Consider the following 25,867-nt stretch of genomic DNA (forward strand, 5'->3'; position numbering starts at 1 on the left):
TCTTCTTTTAGCAAAATAAAAAAAGGCGGGAATATCCCGCCTTTTTCTAAAAATATAATTTTATTGTATTATTAATTTCCCAGTTTCAAGAAGGGTTTGATTATTCCCGATGGCTATCGGGAGACAGATGGAAAACAGCCGTTCTTTACCAAAGCGCTGCAAGCGTCTGCCGAAACTGCGCAGGCGCATTCCGAAAAGAGTACAGCGCATTCCCTTTTTAGTACTGCGCATGCCGAAAATAGTACAACGCATTTCTTTTTTAGTAATGCGCATGCCGGAAAGAGTACAGCGCATTTCCTTTTTAGTAATGCGCATGCCGAAAAGAGTACAGCGCATTCCCTTTTTAGTATTGCGCATTCCATGTTTCGTACTGCGCTGTTTCATAGTAAAAAATCAAATTTTTCAACAATAACAATTAAAACCTAAAAACAATGCCCGGGCGTGAACAACAAGGGCAAAACGCTGTACCTATTTCTGCAATGGAATGATTCTAAAAACCCGAACCGCATAGGTCCGGCAAACGCGTTGATTGCGATTGTGATTTGAGGAATGGCTGGAATAAAAAATCCCTTCTGCTCCTATGGAATACGGAGTCCGTAACTTTATTCGGACAGATAATGCGGAAGGGATTTTTTTTATTTCGCTTGCTTGTTAATATCGAGGCGCAATGAAAAAATATGCGAGTACAAAGCAGCCGACTGGTTGCCGAGATTGGTTCTTGCATAATCAATGCTGATTCGTTTGATGCGTATTCCCATTCCGAAATTCGGTTCCATCGTAGTCATGGTTTTTCCGGTTACATCCTGTTCCTGCTGAATGTTCATGACACCTCCGCGCAAAAACACAATTCCTTTATATCCTATTTCAATTCCCGCGTGCGGGTCAGCGCTGACGGGGTTGCTCTTGATGAGCACGTTCCGCATTCCGTCAAAAGTTATGTCGAAATTCAGTTCGGCAAGGGCGGTAATGTTTTTCATCATCGGAATTTTTTTTGCGGCTCCCACAATCAGGCGCGGCAAAGTAATTTCAATGGAGTTGGCAGGAAGTTCGTTTCCTGTTGCAATGAAGGCGTCTTTCATTTCATCCGAAAGATTAAAACTCCATGCATTGAATGTGGAAGTAACATCTCTCGCCATAGCGCCAAACTTCCAGTCCTTCCATTCATACTGCGCGCCCGCATCCAGACCAAAGCCCCATGCGCCCGCAAAGTCGCCAACAATCCTGCGGATAACTTTTGCATTCGCGCCCAGCCGAAGCCCTTTTATTTTCGGAGAGCGCGCATACGAAAGAAGAAACGCGTAATCGGCTGCGGAGAACTGGGTGATGCGGTCATAGTCAATGTTTCCTCCCGCATCAATCAGTTCGGTGGTGTTGGGAATATTATCCACGCCAAAACGAATCACGCTGAAAGCAATGGCGCTGCTGCTGTCGAGTTTCCGGGCAACCGCCCCGTAATCGTATTTGGCAATGCCGGCAAAATATTCCGAATGCATCAAACCCAACTGCAAATCATTTTTTATTCCGAGAAGCCCTGCCGGATTCCAGTAGCCGGAAGTTACATCTTCGGTGGTTGCCGTGCAGGCATTTGCCATTCCAAGGGCTCTGCCTCCCACTCCGATGGCAAGAAATTCATTGCTGTATTTGGGTGCCTGAGAAAAACTGAAAACAGAATTGATTACGCTGAGAAGTAAAAGAATTTTTTTCATAGTTGTAAAAATAAAAATTATCTTTCGAAAAGCAATGCAGCGTCAACGATTTTTCGACCAAATTATTGTGCCATCAATTAATTTTTTTCCAATTATCTCCGCTTGAATAAATGAGGGCGGAATTAGGAGGAATTTCGTGCTTGAAAGTAAGAATATAAGAAGAGCCGGCAGAATCAAACTCCACTTTATATTCATCGGTTTCATGCGATTTGGGCCAGCCCGCACCTGTGCTGAAGAAAGGAGTTTTTTTTGCAACTCCCTTCACTTCGATTTTGGCATCGGAAATTTTTGCCGACAAAATTGAATCAGCAGGCGATTCAAAATAATAACCGGCAATCATTTCTATTTTTTCCAGTGGAGAATTATACGCATAAAAAATATTCTGCTCAAAGGCGGAACGAAAAGCCGCAAGCCCATTGTAATAGGAAGGCAGCCCCAGCACATACACCCGCTCATAGCGAGGAAAGGGCTGATAATTCTGAACAAGTTCAGCGCAATAGTTGTTTGTAGAAATCCAAACCGGAATTGTTTTTTCCAGCAGCACAAAGCATAAAATGGAATAAGCAGTAAGAAGAACCACAGAAAAATTTTTGAAGAGAAAATAACCGCACGAAGCAAGAAAAAAATAAAAAAAGAAAGATGCCGGATATCCATAGCGGTCGGGATAAATATATTTCAGGAAAGAAGAATCAATAAACAGCACAGGCAAAAGAAAAACAAGGAAGCAGGAAAAAATGGCAAGCAGAAAAATTCCGTCTTCTTTTTTTCTTTTCAAGATTTTCCAAAAGAAAAAACCAGCAAGCGAAACACCCGCCAGGAACAAAGCAATCACAAAAAAAATGTTTGCAGAAAAATTCCGGAGCAGCAAATCCAGTTCATCTGAAGAAAAATAGCGGTAGAAAAGAAAAAACTTTGCAAAATATTTCAAAATGGTTTTCGGAAAATTGAATGACTGTGAAATGTCGGCAAAAGTTCCATCGTGCCAAAGCCAGTGCCCGCTCCACAGATGATTCACAAAAAAATAAAAAACAATGAAAACTACTTGCGGAAAGATTATTCCGGAAAAAAATTTCTTTGCCGGCAAATTATTTTTCTGTGTTCTCCAAAAAAGGAAAAACAACACCGCATACGCTGCCGGAAGCACCAGCGCGGGTTCGTTTAAAAAAATTCCAATCAGGAATAAAACATGAAGTAAAATAATTTTTCGGGAAGAAGGTTTGTCTAAACTAGAAATGAAAATTAAAATTCCAAGATAGATAACCGATACATTAAGAAGCCAGCGCACGCTGATGGGCGCCCACAACACATCTTCGGTTTGAAAGGGAGAGATTAAAAAAATAAACGAAGCGAAGAAGGGAATCACCCTGTTTCTTTCCCCGGTCAAACTCATGATTATTTTTTCGGCAAGCAAATATCCGACAAAAGCATTCAACGCATGAAAAAATACAGAGGTGCTTATCCAGCAAACCGAATTTATTCCGAATAAATAATAAAGAAATGAAAAAACAGGAAACCAAATCAGATGAGGCGGAGTGTGCTCATAAAAACTTGTAATGCATCCCGAAAAAAATCCATCCTTAAACCAATATGCCTGTGAATAATTATCGGCAGGAATGAAAATGTGAAAGCAATTTCGGTAAACAAGTAAACACAATGAAAGAAAAAAAATAAAAATAAAAATATTTTTCCTGGGCATAAATCAAAGATATGGATTCGCAGGATATGAAATAAATCTTTCACTTGCCTTTTTCGTACTTTCGTATAATTTCGCTTTTCGATGATTAGAAAAAACATCCCCAACTTTTTTACGCTCTGCAACCTATTCAGCGGGTGCATTGCAATTGTTTTTGCCTTCGAAGGAAATTTAGTTTGGAGCGCTTACATGGTTGGATTTTCCTGCGTGTTTGATTTTTTAGACGGGCTTGTTGCGCGCGCGTTAAAAGTAAATTCCGAAATAGGAAAGCAATTAGATTCTCTGGCGGATATGGTTTCGTTTGGCGTGGTGCCGGGAATTATCATCTTTCAATTATTAAAAATGAATGCCTCGCCTTCTTTTATTCATTTTTGGTTTGATGATATAATCCCTGCAACAATTGCATTCATAATAACAATTTTTTCGTCTATTCGTCTTGCTAAATTTAATTTGGACACAAGGCAAAGCGATTCTTTCATTGGTTTACCTACTCCGGCAAATACAATTTTTATTGCATCACTTCCAATTATTTTGCAAATGCAATATGACAATGAAACAATAAAACAATTTATTATCAATCCTGATTTCCTTATTTCCCTATCCCTAATTTCTTCTTTCCTCCTCATTGCTCCTCTTTCTCTCTTCGCTCTCAAGTTTAAAAATTTTTCCTGGGCAGATAATAAAGTGCGCTACATTTTTCTTTTGCTCTCAGTTGTTCTGTTGGTCATTTTTAAATTCATGGGTATTCCTTTAATAATAATTTTGTATATCGTTTTATCAATCATAAATAATTTTGTCGCAAAAAAATTCGTATGAAATTTAAAGCAGAGATAAATGTAATGCCGCTAAAAGCATTGCTCGACCCACAGGGAAAAGCGGTAACAGGAAGCATGAAAAATATTGGTCTTTCCGAAATTCAGAATGTGAGAATCGGAAAACATATTTCACTGGAGGTTGAAGCGGAGGATAAAGAAGCTGCTCAGAAAAAAGTTGAAAGCGCCTGCAAAAAACTTTTGACAAATCCGATAATGGAATTTTTTGAGCTTGTGATTGAGGAAACGAAATAATTTTAGTCCAGTTTCAACACCGCAACAAACGCGCTCTGAGGAATTTCAACATTGCCGATTTGTTTCATCTTTTTCTTTCCTTCTTTTTGTTTCTCCAGAAGTTTTCTCTTTCGGGAAATATCGCCTCCGTAACATTTGGCGGTTACATCTTTTCTGAGAGCGGAAATATTTTCGCGCGCAACTATTTTTGCTCCGATAGCTGCCTGAATCGGAATCTGGAATTGTTGTTTCGGGATAAGTTCTTTTAACTTTTCACATAATCTTCTTCCGAACTCGTGCGCGTGGCTGCGGTGAATGAGAGATGAAAGCGCATCCACTTGTTCCGCGTTCACCAAAATATCGAGTTTCACCAAATCGGATTCGCGGTATTCAAGCGGATGATAATCGAACGAAGCATAACCTTTGGAAATGCTTTTCAGCTTATCGTAAAAATCAAAAACAACTTCTCCGAGCGGAAGTTCAAAGGTTAATTCGACTCTGTCAGTTGTTAAGTAAACCTGGTTTTTTATTATTCCTCTTTTTTCCATGCAGAGGTTCATAATGTTTCCGATGTATTCTGATTTTGTAATAATGTTCGCTATGATGTACGGCTCTTCCACTTTTAAAATATAATTCGGCTCGGGCATTTCGGAAGGATTGTTCAGCAGTTTCATTTTTCCGTCCGTAGTGTAAATTTTATAACCAACGTTCGGAACGGTTGTAATCACATTCATATTAAATTCCCGATCCAAACGTTCCTGCACAATTTCCATGTGAAGCAATCCTAAAAATCCACAGCGGAAACCAAAACCAAGCGCGGCAGAACTTTCCGGTTCCCACGTGAGAGAAGCGTCATTCAATTTTAATTTTTCCATCGCATCGCGGAGTTCCGCAAAATCATCCGTACTCACCGGATAAATTCCTGCAAACACCATCGGCTTCACATCTTCAAATCCCTGGATTGGCTCAGCAGAATTTTCCGAATGCGTAATCGTGTCGCCCACTTTCACTTCGCTCGCCTGCTTGATTCCGGAAATTACATAGCCAACATTTCCCACGCTTATTTTTTCCCGAGGAAGTTGTTTTAATTTTAAGATTCCAACTTCCTCCGCTGTGTATTCTTTTCCGGTAGCGGCAAATTTTATTTTGTCGCCTTTTTTAATTTCTCCGTTGAATACGCGGAAGTACGCAACAATTCCCCTGAATGTATTAAACATCGAATCGAAAATCAGCGCTTGCAATGGCGCATCTGATTTTCCTTTTGGCGGAGGAATTTTTTCAATGATGGCAGAAAGAATTTCATCCACGCCCAATCCCGTGCGCGCGCTCGCTTTAATAATTTCTTCCTGCTTACAACCGATGATGTTCACCATCTGGTCGGCAACTTCTTCGGGCTTGGCGGCATCCATGTCAACTTTGTTCATCACCGGGATAATTTCCAAATCGTTGTTCAGCGCGAGATACATATTGGAAATTGTCTGCGCCTGGATTCCCTGCGATGCGTCAACCAAAAGCAAAGCGCCTTCGCATGCGGCAATCGCACGCGAAACTTCATAGGAGAAATCAACGTGACCAGGAGTGTCAATCAAATTCAAATAATATTTTTCTCCTTTATAAATATATTCCATCTGGATAGCGTGGCTCTTGATCGTGATTCCGCGTTCGCGTTCCAAATCCATATCATCGAGCACCTGCGCCATCATATCGCGCTTGTTAATTGTCTTTGTGATTTCAAGCAGGCGGTCAGCCAGCGTGCTTTTGCCGTGGTCAATGTGCGCAATGATGCAGAAGTTGCGGATATATTTTTGGTCAATGCTCATAAAAAGGACTGCGAATTTAATTAAAATGCTTGTAGAGTGGAAGAAATAAAAACTATGCCTCGCGGCTTAAAAGAGAAGAAGTAAACTCTATCAGAACTTTCATTTTTTCTTCCGAAGCAGAAACTTTATCAAGAGAAGCAATTGCTTTCTGGTGGAAGGAATTTATTTCCTGCCCGGTAATTTTTTTCACATTGCAGAAATCATAAATGCTTTTCACGGCTTCCACTTTTTCTTTTGAATCTTTTTCATTCTTCGGATTAAACTCCAGCCATTGCACTAACTCTTCTTTCTTATAGGAATTTAATCCTGAAAGTTCAATTGCTTTTAATAAGAGAAATGTTTTTTTATTGGAAATAATATCGCCTCCTTTTTGTTTTCCAAATTTTTCTTCTTCGCCATATACATCGAGCAAATCATCCCGCAATTGAAAAGCCATTCCAATATTTTTTCCGAATTCGTAAATATTTTCAGCGTCATTTGCTTTTGTTTTGCCTGTTAGCGCGCCAATTTTCATAGAGGCGGCAAACAGGACAGCGGTTTTCAATTCAATCATTTTGAAATATTGCGGAACAGAGATTTTATTCAACTGCTCATAATTCAAATCAAACTGCTGTCCTTCGCAAACTTTTACCGCCATTTCGGAGAAGACCGGAAAAATTATTTCAAACTGCGTTGATTCGGAAAGAAGTTGAAATGCTTTCACCAGCATCACATCTCCGCTGAGAATTGCCGAGGATGAATTCCATTTCTGATGAACAGTGGGCTGATTTCTCCGCAGCGGTGCATTGTCCATAATATCATCATGCACCAAGGTGAAATTGTGAAATAATTCTATTGCAAGCGCGGCAGGAATTGCATCTTCCGTCTTTCCTTCAAACAAATCGTTTGCCAGCAAAACAAAAAGAGGACGGATTCTTTTTCCTCCGAGAGAAAGCATATAACGAATCGGTTCGTATAACTCAACCGGGGAAATTGAAAGCTCTTGGAAAAGTTTTTTTATTTCTTCGTCAATTTTATTTTGAACCTCTTTTACCACGAAGAATTATTTTCCCTGGATGTATTTCGTATCTGCAAGGATTTTTTTCAAGCCCTCTTCAAGCGGAATAAAGGAGCGATGTAAAAGTTTTTTCATCTTGGACGCATCCGGCTGCCTGCGCGTCATATCGCCCTCGGGAAGCGGAGGCAGGTGAATAATTTTTGATTTTGATTTGGTGAGTTTCACAATTGTTTTTGCAAGTTCAAGAATGGTGATTTCAATATCGCTGCCGATATTGACTACATCATTCACAAAAAGATTTTTGTAAAAAGAATTTGTGGTTGCTTCAATATTATCATCTACATAACAAAAAGTGCGCGTTTGTTTTCCATCGCCATACACTTCAATGTTTTCATTTTTCATAGAGCGATTTATGAATTTTGAAATCACAAAATCTTTGCTCTGCTTTGGTCCGTACGTATTGAAAAAACGAAACACCGTATAATCCAAACCAAATTCTTTTTTGTATGCTTTCAAATATGCTTCGCCAATATTTTTTACAATCGCATAGGGCAAACGGGAATTGAGCGGAGTGGTTTCCTCATGTTGCGGAAGTTCAACCGGCTCGCCATATACTTCGGAAGAAGAAGAATAATAAATTCTTTTTACTCCGGTGCTTTTTGAAAGGTTAAGAATATTTTTTATTCCCGAAACATCGTTCAGCACTTTCACCGGATTTTCGAGTGTACGTTTTACGCCTACAAGCGCGGCATAGTGAAAAACATAATCGGGCTGGAACGAGAAAAAAATATTTGAAATGTCATCGAAAAAATTTACATCGGCTTTGATGAAGCGAATGTTATCGGATTTTGAATGCGGAATTTTTTCAAGTGCTCCCGTGGATAAATCATCCACAATCACAATATGATTTTTAGATTGCTCTGCTAATTTTTCGGCAAGATAACTTGCTATGAATCCCGCTCCGCCTGTGATTAAAATTTTTTGTGGCATAAATTATTCGTCAGCAATTTTCAAAAGATATTTTCCATATCCGCTTTTCATCAGCGGTTCGGCAAGTTTTTTCAGTTGCGCTTTGTTGATGAACTTCATCCTGTAGGCGACTTCCTCAATGCATCCGATTTTTAAATCCTGACGCTCTTCAATCACCTGCACAAATTGGCTTGCCTGCATCAGCGAAGAAAAAGTTCCGGTATCAAGCCATGCAGTTCCGCGGTCGAGAATTCCAACTTTTAATTTTCCTTGTTCTAAATATTTTTTGTTTACTTCCGTAATTTCATATTCACCGCGAGCGCTGGGTTTTAAATTTTTTGCAACTTTCACAACCGAGTTATCATAAAAATATAATCCGGGCACCGCGTAATTTGATTTCGGCTCTTCGGGTTTTTCCTCTATGGAAATTGCGTTTCCTTTTTTATCGAACTCCACTACGCCATAACGCTCGGGATCAGAAACGTGATAAGCAAACACAACTCCTCCATTGGGATTCTGATGCTGCTTCAGCAATCTTCCCAGACCCGAACCATAAAAAATGTTATCTCCAAGAATGAGCACAACGGAATCTTTCCCGATAAATTTTTCTCCAATCACAAATGCCTGCGCAAGCCCGTTCGGAATTTTTTGTTCGGCATAGGAAAATTTGCATCCGATATTTTTTCCATCGCCTAAAAGTTTTTCGAAGCAAGGCAAATCGTGCGGAGTGGAGATAATAAGAATTTCATTTATGCCTGCCATCATCAGCGTGGAAAGCGGATAATAAATCATCGGCTTGTCGTACACGGGCATAATTTGTTTGCTGATGGCGAGCGTGAGCGGATGAAGCCGCGTGCCTGAACCTCCTGCGAGAATAATTCCTTTCATTGGTACGGATAACGAATGGCTACGAATATACAAATTGTCATTCTGAGCGAAGCGAAGAATCTAATGTCACTATCGCTACAAACTCACATTACTTTTTTCTTCTTCCTCATCTTCTTCATCAACTCCAATGAGCGGTTTTTCAAGAATATCTTTTACTGCTTTTCTTTTTTCCAGTGAAAGCAAAATGGAAGGGAGCAAAATTAAATTAGTAGTAAGAGAAACTGCCAGCGTAATTGAAATTAAAATTCCCATAGCCACTGTTCCGCCAAAAGTGGAAAAAGCAAAAATTGCGAAGCCGAAAAATAAAATTGTGTTCGTATAAATCATGCTCGTGCCAAGTTCACGCACGGTGCGTGAAATTGCTTTTGAACGGTCTTCGTGCAGTTTGCGGAGTTGGTGGCGATACTCGGTGAGAATGTAAATTGTTCCGTCAGATGCAATGCCGAATGCGATGCTGAAAATTAAAATCGTGCTCGGCTTGAACGGAATTCCTGCAAAGCCCATGATGCCTGCAGTGATGGCAAGCGGAATCAAACACGGAAGTTTTGAGAGGACAATTATCCATACCGAGCGGAACAAAACAATTCCGATAATTAAAATTAATCCTATGGCGATGAGCAAACTCACAAAGAGATGATGAAAAAGGTACGCGTTGCTTTTCAGAAACACATGGCTCAATCCTGTGAGCGCAACTTTGTATTTCAAACTATCGGCAGCCCACGCATTTGTTTCGTGATTGAAATTAAAAATAGAATCAACCCGCGGTCGAATGTCATTCAGAAGTTTCTGCAATGAATCGGTTCCCACATCTGCCATCTGAAAACTCACGCGCGTAAATTGTTTTGTACTGTCCATGAACGATGCGAGTTTGTTCTCTTTCCCTTTAATCGTCTGCATGTAATCGCGGAGTTTTGCCAACTCCATTGCACCCGGAAGCACTTTGTATTTTTTTGCATCGCCATTGTTGTACGCCTGATAAGCAAACTTCAATCCTTCTACGATGGAAAGCGGTTTTGAAAATGCTCCGTATTTTTTCATCATGCGCTGCAGCGATTGAATTTTATACAGCGTTGGAATTGCAGAGCCGCCACGGTCGGCAAACACACCGTTTTTCTTTTTCGTGTCTACATTTATTTCAAACGGCATTACTCCGTGAAAATTCCGCTCGAAGAAATGCAAGTGTTCATACACCGGGTCTTTCTTCGGCAAATCATCCACAAGAAAACCAATCACGCGGATTTTTGTCATTCCATAGAGAGAAATCAGCGTGATGATGGTGATGATGGAATAAATTGCCGCACGCTTGTGGTGAACAAGTTGATCCACCACTTCCATCGTGCGCAAAATATATTTGTTCTGCAAATGTTTTGTGTGCTTGGGCGCGGGAAGAAAACTATATATAATAGGAAGAAGAATATGTGCGATGACATAAGTTGACATTACATTTATTGCTGCAACAATTCCGAATTCCACAAGCAGCGTGCTGTTCGTAAAATAAAAAACTCCGAAGCCGATGGCAGTGGTGATGTTCGCCAAAAAATTCGACACCGAAACTTTTTGCACCGCCCGAGCGAGCGCTTTGATTTTATTTCCGTGGCTCACTAATTCTTCCTGGTATTTGTTGATGATGAAAATGCAGTTCGGCACTCCAATCACAAGAATCAGCGGTGGAATTAATCCCGAGAGAATGGTGATTTTATATCCGAAGAGTTGCAGCGTTCCCACAGAAATCACAACGCCCACCAAACAAACAAGAATGGAAAAAAATACCGCGAGGAATGAACGGAAGAAAAGAAAAAGCAAAATGGAAGTTACCGCGATGGCGAGCAGGAGAAACAAAAACATTTCACTCGAAACTTTTTTCATAAACACGGTGCGGATGTACGGCATGCCCGAATAATGCATGGCAATATTATTTGCCTGCCCGAATTCATCTCCGAGTTTTTGTATGTCCTGCGAAATGGTAATTCTGTCTTTTGAATTCAAATGTTCTTTGTCGAACGTAATTGCCATCAGCGTGGCATTCGAGTCGGAATTAAAAATTAATCCTTCGTAAAACGGAAGCGATAAAATTTTTCTGTGAATGCTGTCGAGTTCATTTTGTGTTTGCGGTTTTTCTTTCAGCAGCGGAATAAAATCAAAACGGCTCAAACTATCATTGCGCTTCATGTCGTAGAGCGTTGCCACCGAAAGCACATCTTTGATTCCAGCTATGGATTTTATTTTCTGCCCGAGGTCGTACCATCCGTTGAATTTTTTCAGCGTGAAAAAATCGTTGTCTGAAAAGCCGAGCACCATCACGCTTCCGTCTTCGCCATACAATTTTTTGAACTGTTCGTATTCAATGTTCGCGGTATCTTTTTCAGGAAGCGCGCGCGCGTAAGAATAAGAAAGTTCAATGTTGTAAGCGCGCCATCCGAAAAAAATGGTGAGCAAACCCAGTCCGACAAGGAAAGCAATCCTGTTCCGTAAAATCAGCGCGCTGAGTTTTTGCCACATAAGTTGCGAAGATAATAATTCAGCAGAGGTTAGAAGTTAGAGGTTAGAGGTTTTAAGTTGGTAATTCGTACATTCGTAAACAATCTGTATTCGTAAATGGATTCACTAAACCTTATCTCAAAATTTACTTTCCGAAGAGGAATTAACGCAGGAAAAGTTCTGGCAGGATATTATTTTTCGAAGTGGACAAAAAAGCCGCATCAGTGGGGAATGCCGGTGAGCATTGCAATCGAACCGACAACATCCTGCAACCTGCGTTGTCCCGAATGCCCAAGCGGTTTGAGAAGTTTCACAAGAGAAACAGGAATGCTGAACGAAAATTTTTTTCAGAAAATAATTGATGAGCTCCACAAAGAAATTTTTTACCTCACTTTTTATTTTCAGGGCGAGCCGTATTTGAATCCGAAGTTTCTGGAGATGGTCGAGTATGCTTCTGAAAAAAACATTTACACTGCCACGAGCACTAACGCTCATTATCTGGATGATGAAAATGCAAAAGCTACTGTTGAATCAGGGCTTGACAGATTAATTATTTCCATAGATGGAACGACTCAAGAAAGTTATCAATCATACAGAATCGGTGGCGATTTGCAAAAAGTAATTGACGGAACAAAAAATATTCTGAAATGGAAAAAGAAATTGAAATCAAAAACTCCCTACGTAATTTTTCAGTTTGTTGTGTTTCGGCAGAATGAAAATGAAGTGGAAGAAATAAAAAAACTTGGCAAAGAACTTGGAGTGAATGAAGTAAAAATAAAATCCGCGCAGATATATGATTACGAAAACGGGAATGAACGCATCCCAACCAAAGAAGAATTTTCGCGGTATAAAAAATCAGAAACCAATTCGCAATTTGAAATCCGTAATTCGCAATCTATTGCCAGTTGCTGGCGCATGTGGAACAGTTGTGTGATTACGTGGGACGGCAAAATTGTTCCCTGCTGTTTTGACAAGGATGCAAAGCACCAGTTAGGAGATTTGAAAGAAAGAAGTTTTAAGGATATTTGGTTCAACGGCTCGTACACAAAATTTCGCTCAGCACTTTTGAAATCAAGAAAAGAAATTGATATTTGCAAAAACTGTTCGGAAGGAACGAAAGTGTGGTTGTAGTATTTTTGTCATTCTGAGCGCAGCGAAGAATCTACGTAGATGTTTCGCTTCGCTCAACAGGACAAAAACAAAAAAACAAAATGAAAAAAATATTTTGGCTCTGCATCCCGATAAAATCGGGGCTCATATCATTTTTAATTTATAATTCTTCATTTATAATTTCTGCACAGGGCACCTGGACTCAGAAAGCAAACTTTGGTGGAACAGCAAGATACTTGGCGGTTGGTTTTTCCATAGGAACAAAAGGATATATCGGAACAGGATATGATTACAGCGGTTCAAAACAGGATTTTTGGGAATGGGATCAGGTAACAAATACATGGACGCAGAAAATAAACTTTAGCGGAACAGCAAGAAATGACGCTGTAGGTTTTTCCATCGGCTTAAAAGGGTATATAGGGACAGGCAGTACTTCTTCTGGTATGACAAAAGATTTTTGGGAATATTGTGACACTTGTACTGGTGCGGGAGTAAATGAAATTGAAAATCAATTTTCCATTTCCGTTTTTCCAAATACATCAAACGGCAAGTTTACAGTTTCCTGTCTTCAGTTTCCGGTTAAGGAAATAATGATTTATAATTTATCAGGTAAACTTGTTTATCATGCAACTGTAAACAGCAAACAGGAAACCATAAACCTGAGCGCAGCGAGCGGAGTTTATTTCTATCAACTCTCTTCCCCCTCTCCTGCAGGAGAGGGTCGGGGTGAGGTCGCAACAGGCAAACTCATTATTGAGTAAAAGATGGAAGCATTTAAACCTAAAGGAATAGCATATACATCACCGCTCAATGTATATACATTATCTCTGCAGGTACATACATTGCGGTCTAATATACATACATCACGTTTCAAGATTGATACCTTGTCCTATGATATAGATACATCGCGCTTCAATGTAGATACATCACGCTTTAATATACATACCTCCCGCATCAAAGTTGATATCTTGCGCTCTGATGTAGATACATCGCTCTTCAAGGTAGATGCCTTGCACGCTAACATACATACATCACGCTTCGATGTACATACCTTATGCCTCAAGGTAGATACATCGCGGCTTAATGTGTCATCATTTTCAGACGATTTAGTAATGAAACAAGACAAACAAGCAATATTTATTAATAATCATCCATTATCATGAAAAAACTTTTATTCTTTTGTCTGGCAGCAATCATACTCCCCTCTCTTTCAGGAGAGGGGTTAGGGGGTGGGGTCTCGGCTCAACCCGCAACCTGGTCTCCCCGCGGCATCGGTGGCGGAGGCGCGCTGTTTTCGCCAAGCATTAATCCCGCCAACCCCAATGAATATTACATCGCCTGCGATATGAGCGAACTTTTTCACAGCACCGATTTCGGAAAATCGTATTCTCAATTACACTTTTCGCAGTTTGTGGGCGGGCACAATTCAAAAGTTTGTTTTACTTCCACCGCAAATCTTTTGTACAGCATCAGTTATCCCGACCCCGCGCAGGTGGGAATCCCCGTGAACAGTACGGACAACGGTGTAACATGGACTCCGCTCGCTGGAAATCCCGACCCGAGTTCAGATGTATGGACGCTCGATGTGGATTATAATAATTCCAATCGCGTCATCATTTCTTTTTACGCTGACATTTGGTTCTCAAGCAACGGAGGAACTACGTTCACAAAAATTCACACAGCAGCAAATTCAGGAAGCGGAAATGTTGTGGGCGGAGTTTTCTGGGATGGAAATAATATTTACATCGGCACAAATGATGGCGTTTTAATTTCTACCAATGGCGGAGGAAGCTGGAGCACGGCATCCATCACAGGAATTGCAAACGGTGACCAGATTTTTTCTTTCGCGGGCGCGAAGGTTGGCGTTACCACACGGTTTTTTTGCCTCACCGCCAACGCGGGAAATATTTATGTAGGCGTGCAGGGTTCTGACTACTGGGGATTTTACACAAGCGTTTATTCCTGTGATTACGGAAGCACGCAATGGGTGGCGAAGAACACGGGCATCACGCTCAACACCGATTACCCGATGTTCGTTGCGATGGCGCAGAATGATATTGCTACTGCTTACCTCGCGGGAAGCAACTCAAGCGGTTATCCGAATATTTTGAAAACAACAAACGCTAGCGCGAACTGGTCGCACGTTTTCAACACGAACAACAATCAAAATATTATTACCGGCTGGAGCGGATACCAGGGAGATAAAGATTGGAGCTGGGGAGAATGTCCGTTTGGAGTTTCGGTTTGTCCGCAAAATTCCAACTATGTAATTTTTGGCGACTTTGGTTTCTGCCATAAAACTTCCAATGGAGGAACAACGTGGAAGCAGGCGTATGTTGACACAACGAATCAGCATCCGGCAAACGCGCCCACTCCGAAAAAAGCAAATTACAATTCCATCGGAATGGAAAACACAACTTGCTGGCAAGTGCATTGGGTGAACGCAAACACGATGTGGTCGTCTTATTCTGACATAGGAGGAATCCGTTCCACCGATGGAGGAAACAGTTGGTCGTTCAATTATTCCGGAATGACAGTGAACTCAACTTACAGAGTTGCGCAGGGAACGAACGGAACTTTGTATGCTGCTACTTCCGGCATTCACGATATGTACCAGAGCACGCGCTTAGCCGATGCGCAATTGGATGCCGCAGATGCAAGCGGAAAAATTTCTTACTCCACGGATAATGGTTTAACGTGGACGCAGCTTCATTCATTCGGCCATCCGGTTTTCTGGATTGCACTCGACCCGAATAATTCCAACCGCGCCTATGCGAGCGTGATTCATTACGCAAGCGGAAGCGGAATTGGCGGAGTTTACATTTGCAATGACTTGAATAATCTTTCCACTTCCACCTGGACAAAACTTCCTGACCCACCGAACACAGAAAAACATCCCGCGTGTTTGGTTGTGCTCAAGGATGGAAAATTAGTTGCAACTTTTTCCGGCAGAAGAAATTCTTCGGGAACTTTTACTGCGAGTTCAGGTTGTTTTATCTATGACCCGGTCGCAAATTCCTGGACAAATGTTACCGACAACGGAATGAAATACTGGACAAAAGATATTGTGGTTGACCCGAATGATGTAACGCAAAACACATGGTATGTTGGTGTCTTCAGCGGATGGGGAGGGCCTCCGAATGGTTTGGGCGGCTTGTACAAAACCACCAACCGCGGAACATCGTGGACAAAACTTACGGGAACAACTCTTGACAGAGTAACTTCCTGCACCTTCAATCCAATGAACGCAAATGAAATTTATCTCACCACCGAAACGCAGGGATTGTGGATGAGCAGCAATATAAATTCTCCTTCTCCAACTTTCAGCAACGTTGCGAATTATCCTTTCAGACAACCGGAAAGAGTTTTCTTCAATCCTTCCAACACAAACGAAATGTGGGTTTCAAGTTTCGGAAACGGAATGAAAATGGGATTGATGAATCCGAATGGAGTTGCAGAGTTCAGCAATAACAATGAAGAAAGTTTTTTTGTTTATCCGAATCCTTCTAATGGAGCATTCGAAATTAAAAATGAAATCCCGATAGCTATCGGGATAAAAATTAAAAATGTGGAAGTGTACGATGTGTTTGGAGAAAAAGTTTATTCTGAAAAAATTCTAAATACTAATTCCTTAATCCTGAATCTGGATTTATCGAATGGAATTTACTTTTTGAAAATCGGAAATTCGGTTAAGAAAATAGTAGTGCAAAAATAATTTTCTCCCTTTAGGGTTTGGGTATCTGATTTACACCGTAAGAATTTCTTTTTCTTTTCCCTCAAGATATTTATCCACTTTTCCTATATATGAATCTGTCAGCTCCTGAATTTTTGCTTCCGCTTCTTTTGTTTCATCCTGAGTGAGCGCGGGCTTGGTTATTTTTTTTACCGCTTCATTTCCTTCCTGGCGCGCTTTGCGGATGCTCACCTTCGCATTCTCTCCTTCTGCTTTCGCTTTCTTCACCAAATCCTTTCTGCGTTCTTCCGTAAGTGCGGGAACATTTATAATCACTGCTGTTCCGTTGCTTCCCGGATTGAAACCAAGATTTGCTGCCTGTATCGCTTTCTGAATTGGTTCTATCATGTTTTTTTCCCAGGGCTGAATCATCAGCGTGCGCGCTTCAGGAGCATTCACGTTAGCCACTTGATTCAATGGAGTCATGTTCCCGTAATAATCCACACGGATACCATCCAGCATGGAAGGATTTGCTCTTCCCGTTCTGATTTTTGCGAGTTCCGTTTCAAGATGAGAGATGGCTTTGTCCATCTGTTCTTTTGTAGAATCGATTGCGATTTGTGCGTTGGGGTTCATGGGTTACGAATAACGAATTGGCTACGAATATACGAATATCAAAATTATACAAAACAAAAAACCCTGACACTTTTTGTCAGGGCTTTTGAATTTTACTCTTGAATCTTTTGCTCTTAACCGGAACAACTCTCGCACGCATCCGGATTATCGAGCGAGCATGCGATTTGAGATATAGAATCTTTTTCTTCGGATAACATTACATTATTTTCTTCACCAATAAAAGTATTTGCTCTTTCAGAAGCAACCACTACTTGTTGTTCAACTTCTGCGCCTTCACTGGCAACCGCTACTGCCGCTGCTACCGGCTGTTGCAACTTCGACTGGTCAACAGTAAATTTAATTGCGTCAGCCGCAGATTTTGTGCGCAGATAATACATGCCGGTCTTCAAACCTTTTTTCCATGCATAAAAGTGCATGGAAGTAAGTTTAGCGAAGTTGGCATTCTCAATAAATAAATTCAGCGATTGCGATTGACAAATGTATGCTCCGCGGTCAGCCGCCATATCAATGATGGCTTTTTGTTTCACTTCCCAAACGGTTTTGTAAAGTACTTTGAGGTCTTCCGGAATTTCTTCGACGTTCTGAACAGAACCGTTTCCGGCAATAATTTTATTTTTCAGCGTTTCGTTCCATAATTTTCTTTTCACTAAATCTTTCAGAAGATATTTATTCACCACCACAAATTCTCCGGACAAAGTTCTGCGCGTGTAAATGTTGGATGTGAACGGTTCGAAGCATTCATTGTTGCCGAGAATTTGCGAAGTGGAAGCAGTGGGCATTGGCGCAAGCAGAAGGGAATTTCTCACTCCGTATTTTTTCACCTCGGTTTTCAATTCTGTCCAGTTCCAGCGCGAAGAAGGAGTTACATCCCACATATCGTACTGGAAAATTCCTTTCGACACAGGCGAGCCCTCGTAGGTTTCATACGCTCCGAATTGTTTTGCCTGCTCTTTTGATTCCGTCATCGAAGCGAAATAAATCGTCTCGAAAATTTCCGCGTTGAGTGCGCGCGCTTCTTCCGATTCAAAAGATAATCCTAAGAGACAGAAAGTATCCGCCAATCCCTGAATTCCCAAACCAATCGGGCGATGGCGCATATTTGATTTTCTTGCTTCGGGAACGGGATAATAATTTTCGTCAATGATGCGGTTGAGATTTTTTGTAGCCGCACGCGTCACCTCATACAAGCGCTGATGGTCAAATTCACCATTGATAACAAATCTTGGCAACGCGAGCGAAGCAAGATTGCAAACCGCCACTTCATCCGTAGCAGTGTACTCAATAATTTCCGTGCAGAGGTTGGAAGATTTTATCGTTCCGAGATTTTGCTGATTCGATTTGCGGTTTGCCGCATCCTTATATAACAGGTAGGGATTTCCGGTTTCAATCTGCGCCTGCAAAATTGCATTCCAGAGTTCGCGCGCTTCAATTGTTTTTCTTCCTTTTCCTTCCGCTTCATATTTTTCATAGAGCGTTTCAAATTTTTCTCCCCAGGAATCATAAAGCCCGGGCGCTTCGTTCGGACAGAACAAAGTCCATTTGCCGTTTGCTTCCACGCGCTTCATAAATAAATCCGAAATCCAGAGAGCGAGAAACAAATCGCGCGCGCGGTTTTCTTCTTTGCCGGTATTTTTTCTCAATTCGAGGAAATCAAAAATATCAGAGTGCCATGGCTCCAGATAAATTGCAAAACTTCCTTTTCGCTTTCCTCCGCCCTGGTCAACATAACGCGCGGTGTCGTTGAACACGCGCAGCATCGGAATAATTCCGTTCGATGTTCCGTTCGTTCCGCGGATGTAAGAACCCGTTGCGCGGATGTTGTGAATGCTTAAACCGATTCCGCCTGCGCTCTGGGAAATTTTTGCGCATTGTTTGAGCGTGTTGTAAATTCCTTCGATGCTGTCGTCCTGCATTGTCAAAAGAAAACACGAAGACATCTGTGGCTTGGGAGTTCCCGCGTTGAATAAAGTTGGCGTAGCGTGCGTGAACCAACGCTCGCTCATCAGGTTGTAAGTTTCGATTGCGGAGTCAATATCTTTTTTGTGAATGCCGATGGCAACGCGCATCAGCATATGCTGCGGGCGCTCGGCAACTTTTCCGTTTAACTTCAGAAGATAAGAACGCTCCAACGTTTTAAATCCAAAATAATCGTAACCAAAATCTCTGTCATATATAATAGTAGAGTCAAGCACCTCGGCATTCTGCATAATAATTTCGTAAACATCTTCGGCAAGCAGCGGGGCTTTCTTTCCGGTCTTCGGGTCAATGTAATTGAAGAGCGCTTCCATTGTTTTTGAAAACGACTTCTGCGTGTTCTTGTGCAGGTTGCTCACCGCAATTCGCGAAGCAAGCGAACCGTATTCAGGATGAGTTGTTGTGAGCGAAGCCGCGACTTCCGCAGCAAGATTGTCGAGTTCCGATGTGGTTACTCCATCGAAAATCCCTTCAATCACTTTCATCGCCACTTTTACCGGTTCAACGGTTGTGTCCAAGCCGTAACAAAGTTTTTGGATTCGCGCAGTGATTTTGTCAAACTTCACTGATTCTTTTCTGCCATCACGTTTTACTACAAACATTTTTTAAATCTTTTTTGTTTAATCGAAAGTTAGTGATTATTTTTTTATTTTCCTATGAAAAGGGAAAAGATTTCCTCTGTCGATTGTTAATTTCGTTTAAGGTTTTTCTTTTAAAAATTTAGAACTCCTCGTCCAGTGAAAAGATGTTGTCCTTTTTGTCTGCGCGAACGCCCGCTTTCTGGTATTCCGCAACACGCTTCTCAAAAAAGTTTGTCTTGCCCTGCAGTGAAATGGTTTCCATAAAGTCAAACGGATTTGTCACGTTATATGCTTTTTCACATCCGAGCGCATTCAATAATCTGTCGGCCACAAACGAAATATACTGGCACATCATATCCGCATTCATTCCGATAAGTTTTACGGGGATCGCATCGCGGACAAATTCGTGCTCAATTGTTACAGCGCTCGTAATAATTTCTCTCACTCTTTCTTTCGGCAATTGATTTTTCAATTTCGAGTAAAGCAGGCAAGCGAAATCGCAATGCAAACCTTCATCGCGCGAAATAAGTTCATTTGAAAAACTTAAGCCCGGCATCAACCCGCGTTTCTTCAGCCAGAAAATGGAACAGAAACTTCCTGAAAAGAAAATTCCTTCCACCGCAGCAAAAGCAATGAGGCGCTCTGCAAAACTTCCGTTGCCGATATATTTCAAAGCCCACTCCGCTTTTTTTCCAACGCAAGGAACAGTATCCACCGCGTGAAAGAGATAATCTTTTTCTTTCGCATCCTTTATATAGGTATCAATGAGCAGCGAGTAAGTTTCGGAGTGAATGTTCTCAATCATAATCTGAAAACCGTAGAAGCAGCGCGCTTCGGGCCACTGCACTTCGCGCATAAAATTCACCGCGAGGTTTTCGTTCACGATTCCATCGCTTGCCGCAAAAAACGCGAGCACGTGCTTGACGAAATGCTTTTCATCGTTGTTGAGTTTGTTTTCCCAATCCTGAATGTCGGGCGACAAATCAATTTCTTCAGCAGTCCAGAAACTTGCTTCGGCTTTTTTGTACATATCCCAGATGTCGTGGTGCTGGATGGGGAACAACACGAAGCGGTCTTTGTTCTCCTGTAGGATTGGCTCTGATTCTTTGCTCATTTTGAAGTGAAAATTTTTTGTTGTTATCTGAATTTTTTCTTGTCGGGGGCTGAAAAACCCCGCACAAAATTTTTTCTATGCGGGGTTTCAATGTTGAAGCAAATATTTCGAAAAATATTTTTACAAAAACATTTTTTCAATCAACATTTCAACTAAGTTTTGAACAAGCGATTATTTTTCTTTGTTTGAAAAGTTTTTGAAGAAAAATTTTTCTAATTCAAAAAAATATTTAGTTCAACTAATTATTCAACTCATATATTTTTCCCGGAAGCAACTTTATCACTCCTGAAAATTCTAAATTAAGAAGAAGTGATGCGGTTTTGCTCATCGGAAGATTGCTTGCTATGCTTAATTCGTCTATGTGCACGCCTTTTTTCTCTTTCAATAAATTTACGATTAATTCTTCTTCGCCCGACAGGTTTTTGAAAAGTTCCTGTTGGATTTGTTTTGGTTTTTTGGATTCCACATCCCAGTTCAAAGTTTTTATCACATCCTCTGCCGATTGAATCAGCATCGCTTTGTTCGCTTTGATAAGCAGATTGCAACCTTCGGAAGAAATTTCATCCAACCTTCCCGGCACTGCAAACACTTCGCGGTTGTACGAGTTGGCAATGTCGGCAGTAATCAGCGAGCCGCCTGATTTTTTTGATTCAATCACGATTGTTGCATCGGAGAGCCCGGCAACAATTCTGTTTCTTCTCGGAAAAAATTCGGGGACCATTTCTGTTTTAGAAATAAATTCGGTGAGCAGTCCGCCTTGTCCGGTCATTTGCTTTGCCGTTTGAGTATGAACCTCGGGGTAGAGCAAATCCAATCCATGCGCGAGAACTGCAACGGTGGATAAATTATTTTTCAGCGATGCGCGGTGCGAAACAATATCAATTCCATACGCAAGCCCGCTGACTATGAGCGGAGAAAACGGAGAAAGTTCTTCAATAATTTTTTCTGTAATCTTTTTTCCGTATGAAGTAGCGCTTCTTGTCCCTACAATGCTGATAATTTTTTCCGCATTCAAATCAGCGTTACCTTTATAATAGAGTATAACCGGAGCATCTTCGCATTGCTTCAACCGGAAAGGAAAAGTTTTCTCCGTGAAAAAAAACGGAGTGATGTTTTCTTTTTCAATAAATTTAATTTCTTCTTCGGCTCGCTTCAGTGCATCTCTTTGAATTTCTCCGTTTGAAATCACGTCCATCAGAATAGTTCCGATACCGGGAATTTTTTCCAGTTTATTTTTTTTTGCTTTAAAAACTTCTTCCGCGCTTCCGCAATAAGCAACAAGATTTTTTGCGGTAATGCTTCCAACGCCCGGCAAAAGGGTTATACCTATATTATATATGAGTTGGTCTTTCAAGATTTTCTCTTTGAATCTTTTTTTACTTTTGTTCTAATTAAACGGAATAGTCCGCAAATTTATAATAATGCTAAAACGATTACTTCCTCTATTATTCTTTTTTCCATTTTGCTTTCTTGCGGCACAGGATATTTCCACTTTGCAGGAAGGAACTCTGAAGGGAAAAATTGCCGATGCAAAAACAGGAGATGGACTTGGCGGTGTAAGTATTTACATTGATGGGAAAGGCGCAACGGTTTCCGATACAAGCGGAAATTATAAAACACAATGCCCCACCGGAACTCATTCAGTGGAATTTAAATTTATCGGCTACAGCACTGTGATTCATAAAGTAGATATTAAAGAAAATGAAACCATGTTGCTTAACCTTTCGCTTTCTGTTGAAGCAACAGAACTCGGCACCGTGGTGGTTTCCGCAGGAAAGTTTGAACAAAAGTTAGAAGAGGTTACTGTTTCTATGGAAGTGATGAAACAGGAACTGGTGGAAAATAAAAATACAACAAGCATGGAAGATTTCATGCAGCAATGCCCGGGCGTGAATATTCTTGACGGGCAGGCAAACATTCGCGGAGGAAGCGGCTTCAGTTACGGAGCCGGAACACGTGTTTTGGTTCTGGTGGATGATTTGCCGCTCATCACTGCCGATGCAGGCGATGTGAAATGGGATTTTATTCCCATAGAAAATATTGAGCAGGTGGAAGTAATCAAAGGCGCGTCATCGGCTCTGTTCGGTTCTTCAGCAATGAACGGTGTAATTAATTTCCGTACAAAATATCCCAAAGATACTGCGCATACCAGCGTGAGTTTATCATCGGGCTTTTACGATAATCCCAGGCGCGACACGCTTCGCTGGTGGAAAAATCAAAATCCTATTTTCAGCAACGCTTCTTTTTTTCATTCACGACAGATAAAAAATCTGGATGTGACTGTAGGAGGTAATGCCTTTTCCGATGGAGGTTACCGCCAGCTGGAATCCACGCAACGTTATCGCGCCAATTTCGGATTGCGTTACCGGTTTCAGAAAATAAAAGGATTAGCGGTGGGCCTGAACGGAAACTACATGGACACCCATGGCGGCTACTTTATTTTATGGAAGAGCGGTGACTCTGCTTACTATCCCCGTGGCGGCAGTGTCAGTGACTATCACACTGTTCGCGCTACGATAGATCCGTATATCACCTACTTTACTCCGAACGGAAACAAGCATAGTTTACGCACGCGTTATTATTTCACGAACAATACCAATAATACCAACCAGCAATCCATTTCAAAAGTTTTGTACGGAGAGTACCAGTATCAACTTCACCTGAAAAAAGAACTGACCATTACAAGCGGAATTTCAGAAACCCATTCAGAAGTTATTTCGGAATCTTCTACTACCGATTCGCTTGATGCCAACGGAAAACCCACAGGGAAACAAATCACCGTTGCTCCTTTATATGGAAACCATTCCAGCACCAACACGGGTGTGTTCACACAGCTCGATAAAAAATTTAACCGGCTGATAGTTTCGCTGGGCCTGCGCGGAGAATATTTTAAAGTGGATACGGCCCAAACAAAATATTCTTTTACGTTGGGAAAAAATACAAGCACACTTCCGGTTTACCCGGTGATGAGAGCGGGAGTGAATTACCATCTCTTTTCTCATACATGGCTCCGTTCTTCCTACGGGCAGGGTTATCGCTTTCCCAGCGTGGCAGAAAAATTTATTTCCACGAACGTGAACGGGCTGCAAATTCTTCCCAACCCGCAACTTCAACCGGAAACAGGATGGAGCGCAGAAATAGGTGCCAAGCAGGATTTTAAAATCAGGAACTTCCGCGGCTATGTGGATGTGGCGGGTTTCTGGCAGGAATATAAAAACATGATGGAATTTACTTTTGATTATTGGTGCCCGCAAGACAGCGTAAAGAAACTTACGGGTGGAAATCTTAATTTCTTGGAAGAGTCCAATTTGCTTGCGTATGTGCTTAAAAGTTTTGGCGCAAAGTCAATCAATGTGGGACACACGCAAATTAAAGGCGAAGAAATTACAATGACAGGCGAAGGAATGATTGGCAAAGTGAAATTATCTATGATAGGCGGATACACGCACATTCACCCCATTGACTTGGATTACGATTCTACCAAATCGGGCGGCACCTATAAAGGAAACATTTTGAAATACCGCTACGAGCACACGGCAAAATTTGATGTGCAGGCGGACTATAAAAAATTCAGCACAGGAATAAGCATGCGCTACAGCAGTTTCATGAAAAACATTGATGAAAGTTTTCAGAAGGAATTGCTCGTAGATGTTACGCAAGCGGTTTTTCCCAACTACCACACGAACTTTTATGTGTTGCCTGGGCTGAAAGAATACCGCGAGAAACATAACAAAGGAGATGTGGTGTTTGATTACCGCATATCCTATTGGATTTCGAAAACCGTGAAAACTTCTATTGTGGTAAATAATGTTTTCAACCGCGAATACATGGGGCGCCCGGGCGATGTGCAGCCGCCACGAACCTATGCAGTTGTGCTGAGCGCGAAGATTTAAAATACGGCTCGGTTACTGTATCACCACTTTTTCAGTATAAATCTTGCTCTCGCCCTGCACCTTCACAAAATAAATTCCTTTGGGCTGGGAAGATAAATCAATGGTTGATGGTTGATGGTTGATGTATTTCCATTAGCCATTAACCATTTTACATTATCCATTCTGTTATTGTATCACCACCTTCTCCGTATAAACTTTTTTGGTTTTACAGATTTATTGCAATACTATTTTGCCGTTGTAAATTTTGTCTCCCTTGGTGACTTTAATCATATAGAGCCCTGCGGGCTGGTCAGATAAGTTTAATTCCGAAAGCGGCAGCACTGTAAAAAAAGTTTCTGTGGAAACAGCAAACACAATTACCCCTGCAGAAGAATTGCAAGCCATTCCTGTGAACGTAATAGCAGGAGGAAATTAATTTTCCCGGAAAAAAATTTCAAAAGCCATACGCTTTATACTCTTTCGTGAATTCTTCTTCGGAAATTTTACAGTTCACCTGCAAATCGTGGTACTCATACGATTCGAATAAACCCTTGTCATCATATACTTTTATTACACGCGGCACCAGCAGTTCTTTGTCAATATATAAAATGAGTTTATTTCCATATACATTCGGAACTTTTATTTTTTCATTGGCTTTCACATCGCGGTAATTTTTTTTATTGTTCAACTCAAGGAGCATATAATCGCTCACTTTAAATTTTTTGCCAATGCTCACAAGCGTTTCATCTTTCTGCACCGTATATTCTTCGTATTTGAAAAACGGATACTCTGCCGTAATCAAGTAGCATTCATGCCCGTCCCATTCAATCGTGCCAACGCACTTAAAATAGTCATCAAATTTTTCCCCGGCAATCTCCATTGAATTTTTTATAATGCCTGCAAAATAATTAAAGCCCACTTCGTGAATGGTGTGATGCTGGTTTTCGCGCATGATATTTCCCATCGGGTCGAGGTTGAGATTTATATAGGGAAAACCATCGGGATTCACCAGCGCATTGCCGTTATTTTTTCCTTCGAGCCATAAAAGTTCCGGCCCTTTCAGCCAGATATAAATTTTTCTCGGAGAAGCATTCATCTTTATTTGCGACTCGGTGGCAATAAGTTTTCCGTTGAACCGTTCAAGGCAGGAGAGATGAAATTTCATGGTTTCTATTTTCGCAACAGAGGAAAGAATATTCTGAAGAAGTTCTTTGCAGGATGAATTGGAAGAAAAATGCGAAGCAGAAAAAAAACAGCAGGCGGTAAGTAAAAGAAAAATTCTTTTCAGAACCATTGGACGAAACTACGAA

Annotated in this window: 21 protein-coding genes; 6 read left to right on the plus strand and 15 right to left on the minus strand. The window is 41.2% G+C overall.

Translation table 11 applies throughout. The features are described 5' to 3' along the window. Positions 1-60 precede the first annotated feature (60 nt). From HY063_02735 to HY063_02745, 3 genes are all read right to left on the minus strand, one after another. The gene (locus tag HY063_02735; GenBank protein ID MBI3500685.1) at positions 61-357 is read right to left on the minus strand and encodes a hypothetical protein; all 297 of its coding nucleotides are present in this window, start codon (positions 355-357) and stop codon (positions 61-63) included. A 278-nt stretch (positions 358-635) separates the two neighbouring features. Then, positions 636-1,706, minus strand: coding sequence for a PorV/PorQ family protein (locus HY063_02740; GenBank protein MBI3500686.1), 1,071 nt, complete (start codon positions 1,704-1,706; stop codon positions 636-638). A gap of 73 nt (positions 1,707-1,779) precedes the next feature. Further along, on the minus strand, positions 1,780-3,402 hold the full coding sequence (locus HY063_02745; protein MBI3500687.1) for a hypothetical protein: 1,623 nt from the start codon (positions 3,400-3,402) through the stop codon (positions 1,780-1,782). An 81-nt stretch (positions 3,403-3,483) separates the two neighbouring features. On the opposite strand from HY063_02745, the gene pssA reads away from it, so the two are divergent. Both pssA and purS read left to right on the plus strand, forming a co-directional pair. Continuing rightward, positions 3,484-4,215 carry a CDP-diacylglycerol--serine O-phosphatidyltransferase gene (gene pssA / locus HY063_02750; protein ID MBI3500688.1) on the plus strand — a complete coding sequence of 244 codons (732 nt, stop codon included), beginning with the start codon at positions 3,484-3,486 and terminating at the stop codon, positions 4,213-4,215. Continuing rightward, positions 4,212-4,466: a phosphoribosylformylglycinamidine synthase subunit PurS gene (purS, locus tag HY063_02755; GenBank protein MBI3500689.1), complete on the plus strand. Its 255-nt coding sequence runs from the start codon at positions 4,212-4,214 to the stop codon at positions 4,464-4,466. Before pssA ends, purS begins: the two co-directional genes overlap by 4 nt. A gap of 2 nt (positions 4,467-4,468) precedes the next feature. Here purS and lepA read toward each other — a convergent pair whose 3' ends face one another. The 5 genes from lepA to HY063_02780 all read right to left on the minus strand — a co-directional run bounded on the left by lepA (position 4,469) and on the right by HY063_02780 (position 11,618). Beyond that, the gene (gene lepA / locus HY063_02760) at positions 4,469-6,265 is read right to left on the minus strand and encodes an elongation factor 4 (protein ID MBI3500690.1); all 1,797 of its coding nucleotides are present in this window, start codon (positions 6,263-6,265) and stop codon (positions 4,469-4,471) included. 52 nt (positions 6,266-6,317) lie between these two features. Continuing rightward, a complete protein-coding gene (locus HY063_02765) occupies positions 6,318-7,301 on the minus strand; it encodes a polyprenyl synthetase family protein (protein MBI3500691.1) in 984 nt (327 codons plus the stop codon). A gap of 6 nt (positions 7,302-7,307) precedes the next feature. Then, positions 7,308-8,252, minus strand: coding sequence for an NAD-dependent epimerase/dehydratase family protein (locus HY063_02770; GenBank protein MBI3500692.1), 945 nt, complete (start codon positions 8,250-8,252; stop codon positions 7,308-7,310). Positions 8,253-8,255: 3 nt separating this feature from the next. Continuing rightward, positions 8,256-9,119, minus strand: coding sequence for a glucose-1-phosphate thymidylyltransferase RfbA (gene rfbA / locus HY063_02775; protein MBI3500693.1), 864 nt, complete (start codon positions 9,117-9,119; stop codon positions 8,256-8,258). Positions 9,120-9,194: 75 nt separating this feature from the next. After that, entirely contained in the window at positions 9,195-11,618 is a 2,424-nt protein-coding gene (locus HY063_02780; protein ID MBI3500694.1) for an MMPL family transporter, read from the minus strand. 96 nt (positions 11,619-11,714) lie between these two features. Between HY063_02780 and HY063_02785 the strand changes: the two genes are divergently transcribed. The 3 genes from HY063_02785 (at position 11,715) to HY063_02795 (ending at position 16,422) form a co-directional block, all read left to right on the plus strand. Next, positions 11,715-12,728 (plus strand): SPASM domain-containing protein, encoded by a 1,014-nt coding sequence (locus HY063_02785; protein MBI3500695.1) that lies wholly within the window; start codon positions 11,715-11,717, stop codon positions 12,726-12,728. A gap of 80 nt (positions 12,729-12,808) precedes the next feature. After that, the gene (locus tag HY063_02790; protein MBI3500696.1) at positions 12,809-13,468 is read left to right on the plus strand and encodes a T9SS type A sorting domain-containing protein; all 660 of its coding nucleotides are present in this window, start codon (positions 12,809-12,811) and stop codon (positions 13,466-13,468) included. A gap of 398 nt (positions 13,469-13,866) precedes the next feature. After that, positions 13,867-16,422 carry a T9SS type A sorting domain-containing protein gene (locus tag HY063_02795; protein MBI3500697.1) on the plus strand — a complete coding sequence of 852 codons (2,556 nt, stop codon included), beginning with the start codon at positions 13,867-13,869 and terminating at the stop codon, positions 16,420-16,422. Positions 16,423-16,452: 30 nt separating this feature from the next. Here HY063_02795 and frr read toward each other — a convergent pair whose 3' ends face one another. The 4 genes from frr to dprA all read right to left on the minus strand — a co-directional run bounded on the left by frr (position 16,453) and on the right by dprA (position 22,039). Then, complete coding sequence (gene frr / locus HY063_02800; protein ID MBI3500698.1) at positions 16,453-17,016, minus strand: ribosome recycling factor; 564 nt, start codon at positions 17,014-17,016, stop codon at positions 16,453-16,455. Between the two features lie 113 nt (positions 17,017-17,129). Continuing rightward, positions 17,130-19,592: a ribonucleoside-diphosphate reductase subunit alpha gene (locus HY063_02805; protein ID MBI3500699.1), complete on the minus strand. Its 2,463-nt coding sequence runs from the start codon at positions 19,590-19,592 to the stop codon at positions 17,130-17,132. Positions 19,593-19,710: 118 nt separating this feature from the next. Continuing rightward, positions 19,711-20,685 (minus strand): ribonucleotide-diphosphate reductase subunit beta, encoded by a 975-nt coding sequence (locus HY063_02810; GenBank protein MBI3500700.1) that lies wholly within the window; start codon positions 20,683-20,685, stop codon positions 19,711-19,713. 238 nt (positions 20,686-20,923) lie between these two features. Beyond that, positions 20,924-22,039, minus strand: a complete 1,116-nt coding sequence (dprA, locus tag HY063_02815) for a DNA-protecting protein DprA (GenBank protein ID MBI3500701.1) — start codon at positions 22,037-22,039, stop codon at positions 20,924-20,926. A gap of 67 nt (positions 22,040-22,106) precedes the next feature. Here dprA and HY063_02820 point away from each other — a divergent pair, with 67 nt between their 5' ends. Further along, complete coding sequence (locus tag HY063_02820; GenBank protein MBI3500702.1) at positions 22,107-24,578, plus strand: TonB-dependent receptor; 2,472 nt, start codon at positions 22,107-22,109, stop codon at positions 24,576-24,578. 12 nt (positions 24,579-24,590) lie between these two features. Here HY063_02820 and HY063_02825 read toward each other — a convergent pair whose 3' ends face one another. From HY063_02825 to HY063_02835, 3 genes are all read right to left on the minus strand, one after another. Continuing rightward, on the minus strand, positions 24,591-24,701 hold the full coding sequence (locus tag HY063_02825; GenBank protein MBI3500703.1) for a T9SS type A sorting domain-containing protein: 111 nt from the start codon (positions 24,699-24,701) through the stop codon (positions 24,591-24,593). 90 nt (positions 24,702-24,791) lie between these two features. Further along, on the minus strand, positions 24,792-24,962 hold the full coding sequence (locus tag HY063_02830; GenBank protein ID MBI3500704.1) for a T9SS type A sorting domain-containing protein: 171 nt from the start codon (positions 24,960-24,962) through the stop codon (positions 24,792-24,794). A 49-nt stretch (positions 24,963-25,011) separates the two neighbouring features. Continuing rightward, positions 25,012-25,851, minus strand: coding sequence for a DUF1571 domain-containing protein (locus tag HY063_02835; protein MBI3500705.1), 840 nt, complete (start codon positions 25,849-25,851; stop codon positions 25,012-25,014). Positions 25,852-25,867 lie beyond the last annotated feature (16 nt).

This window comes from Bacteroidota bacterium (assembly GCA_016195025.1).
Lineage (GTDB): Bacteria > Bacteroidota > Bacteroidia > Palsa-948 > Palsa-948 > Palsa-948.

Excerpts from the sequence above, each read along its gene's own strand:
- HY063_02735 (MBI3500685.1), bottom strand. The coding sequence starts at position 357 with ATGCGCAATACTAAAAAGGGAATGCGCTGTACTCTTTTCGGCATGCGC.
- HY063_02740 (MBI3500686.1), bottom strand. The coding sequence starts at position 1,706 with ATGAAAAAAATTCTTTTACTTCTCAGCGTAATCAATTCTGTTTTCAGT.
- HY063_02745 (MBI3500687.1), bottom strand. The coding sequence starts at position 3,402 with ATGCCCAGGAAAAATATTTTTATTTTTATTTTTTTTCTTTCATTGTGT.
- pssA (MBI3500688.1), top strand. The coding sequence starts at position 3,484 with ATGATTAGAAAAAACATCCCCAACTTTTTTACGCTCTGCAACCTATTC.
- purS (MBI3500689.1), top strand. The coding sequence starts at position 4,212 with ATGAAATTTAAAGCAGAGATAAATGTAATGCCGCTAAAAGCATTGCTC.
- lepA (MBI3500690.1), bottom strand. The coding sequence starts at position 6,265 with ATGAGCATTGACCAAAAATATATCCGCAACTTCTGCATCATTGCGCAC.
- HY063_02770 (MBI3500692.1), bottom strand. The coding sequence starts at position 8,252 with ATGCCACAAAAAATTTTAATCACAGGCGGAGCGGGATTCATAGCAAGT.
- rfbA (MBI3500693.1), bottom strand. The coding sequence starts at position 9,119 with ATGAAAGGAATTATTCTCGCAGGAGGTTCAGGCACGCGGCTTCATCCG.
- HY063_02780 (MBI3500694.1), bottom strand. The coding sequence starts at position 11,618 with ATGTGGCAAAAACTCAGCGCGCTGATTTTACGGAACAGGATTGCTTTC.
- HY063_02785 (MBI3500695.1), top strand. The coding sequence starts at position 11,715 with ATGGATTCACTAAACCTTATCTCAAAATTTACTTTCCGAAGAGGAATT.
- HY063_02790 (MBI3500696.1), top strand. The coding sequence starts at position 12,809 with ATGAAAAAAATATTTTGGCTCTGCATCCCGATAAAATCGGGGCTCATA.
- HY063_02795 (MBI3500697.1), top strand. The coding sequence starts at position 13,867 with ATGAAAAAACTTTTATTCTTTTGTCTGGCAGCAATCATACTCCCCTCT.
- frr (MBI3500698.1), bottom strand. The coding sequence starts at position 17,016 with ATGAACCCCAACGCACAAATCGCAATCGATTCTACAAAAGAACAGATG.
- HY063_02805 (MBI3500699.1), bottom strand. The coding sequence starts at position 19,592 with ATGTTTGTAGTAAAACGTGATGGCAGAAAAGAATCAGTGAAGTTTGAC.
- HY063_02810 (MBI3500700.1), bottom strand. The coding sequence starts at position 20,685 with ATGAGCAAAGAATCAGAGCCAATCCTACAGGAGAACAAAGACCGCTTC.
- HY063_02820 (MBI3500702.1), top strand. The coding sequence starts at position 22,107 with ATGCTAAAACGATTACTTCCTCTATTATTCTTTTTTCCATTTTGCTTT.
- HY063_02830 (MBI3500704.1), bottom strand. The coding sequence starts at position 24,962 with ATGGCTTGCAATTCTTCTGCAGGGGTAATTGTGTTTGCTGTTTCCACA.
- HY063_02835 (MBI3500705.1), bottom strand. The coding sequence starts at position 25,851 with ATGGTTCTGAAAAGAATTTTTCTTTTACTTACCGCCTGCTGTTTTTTT.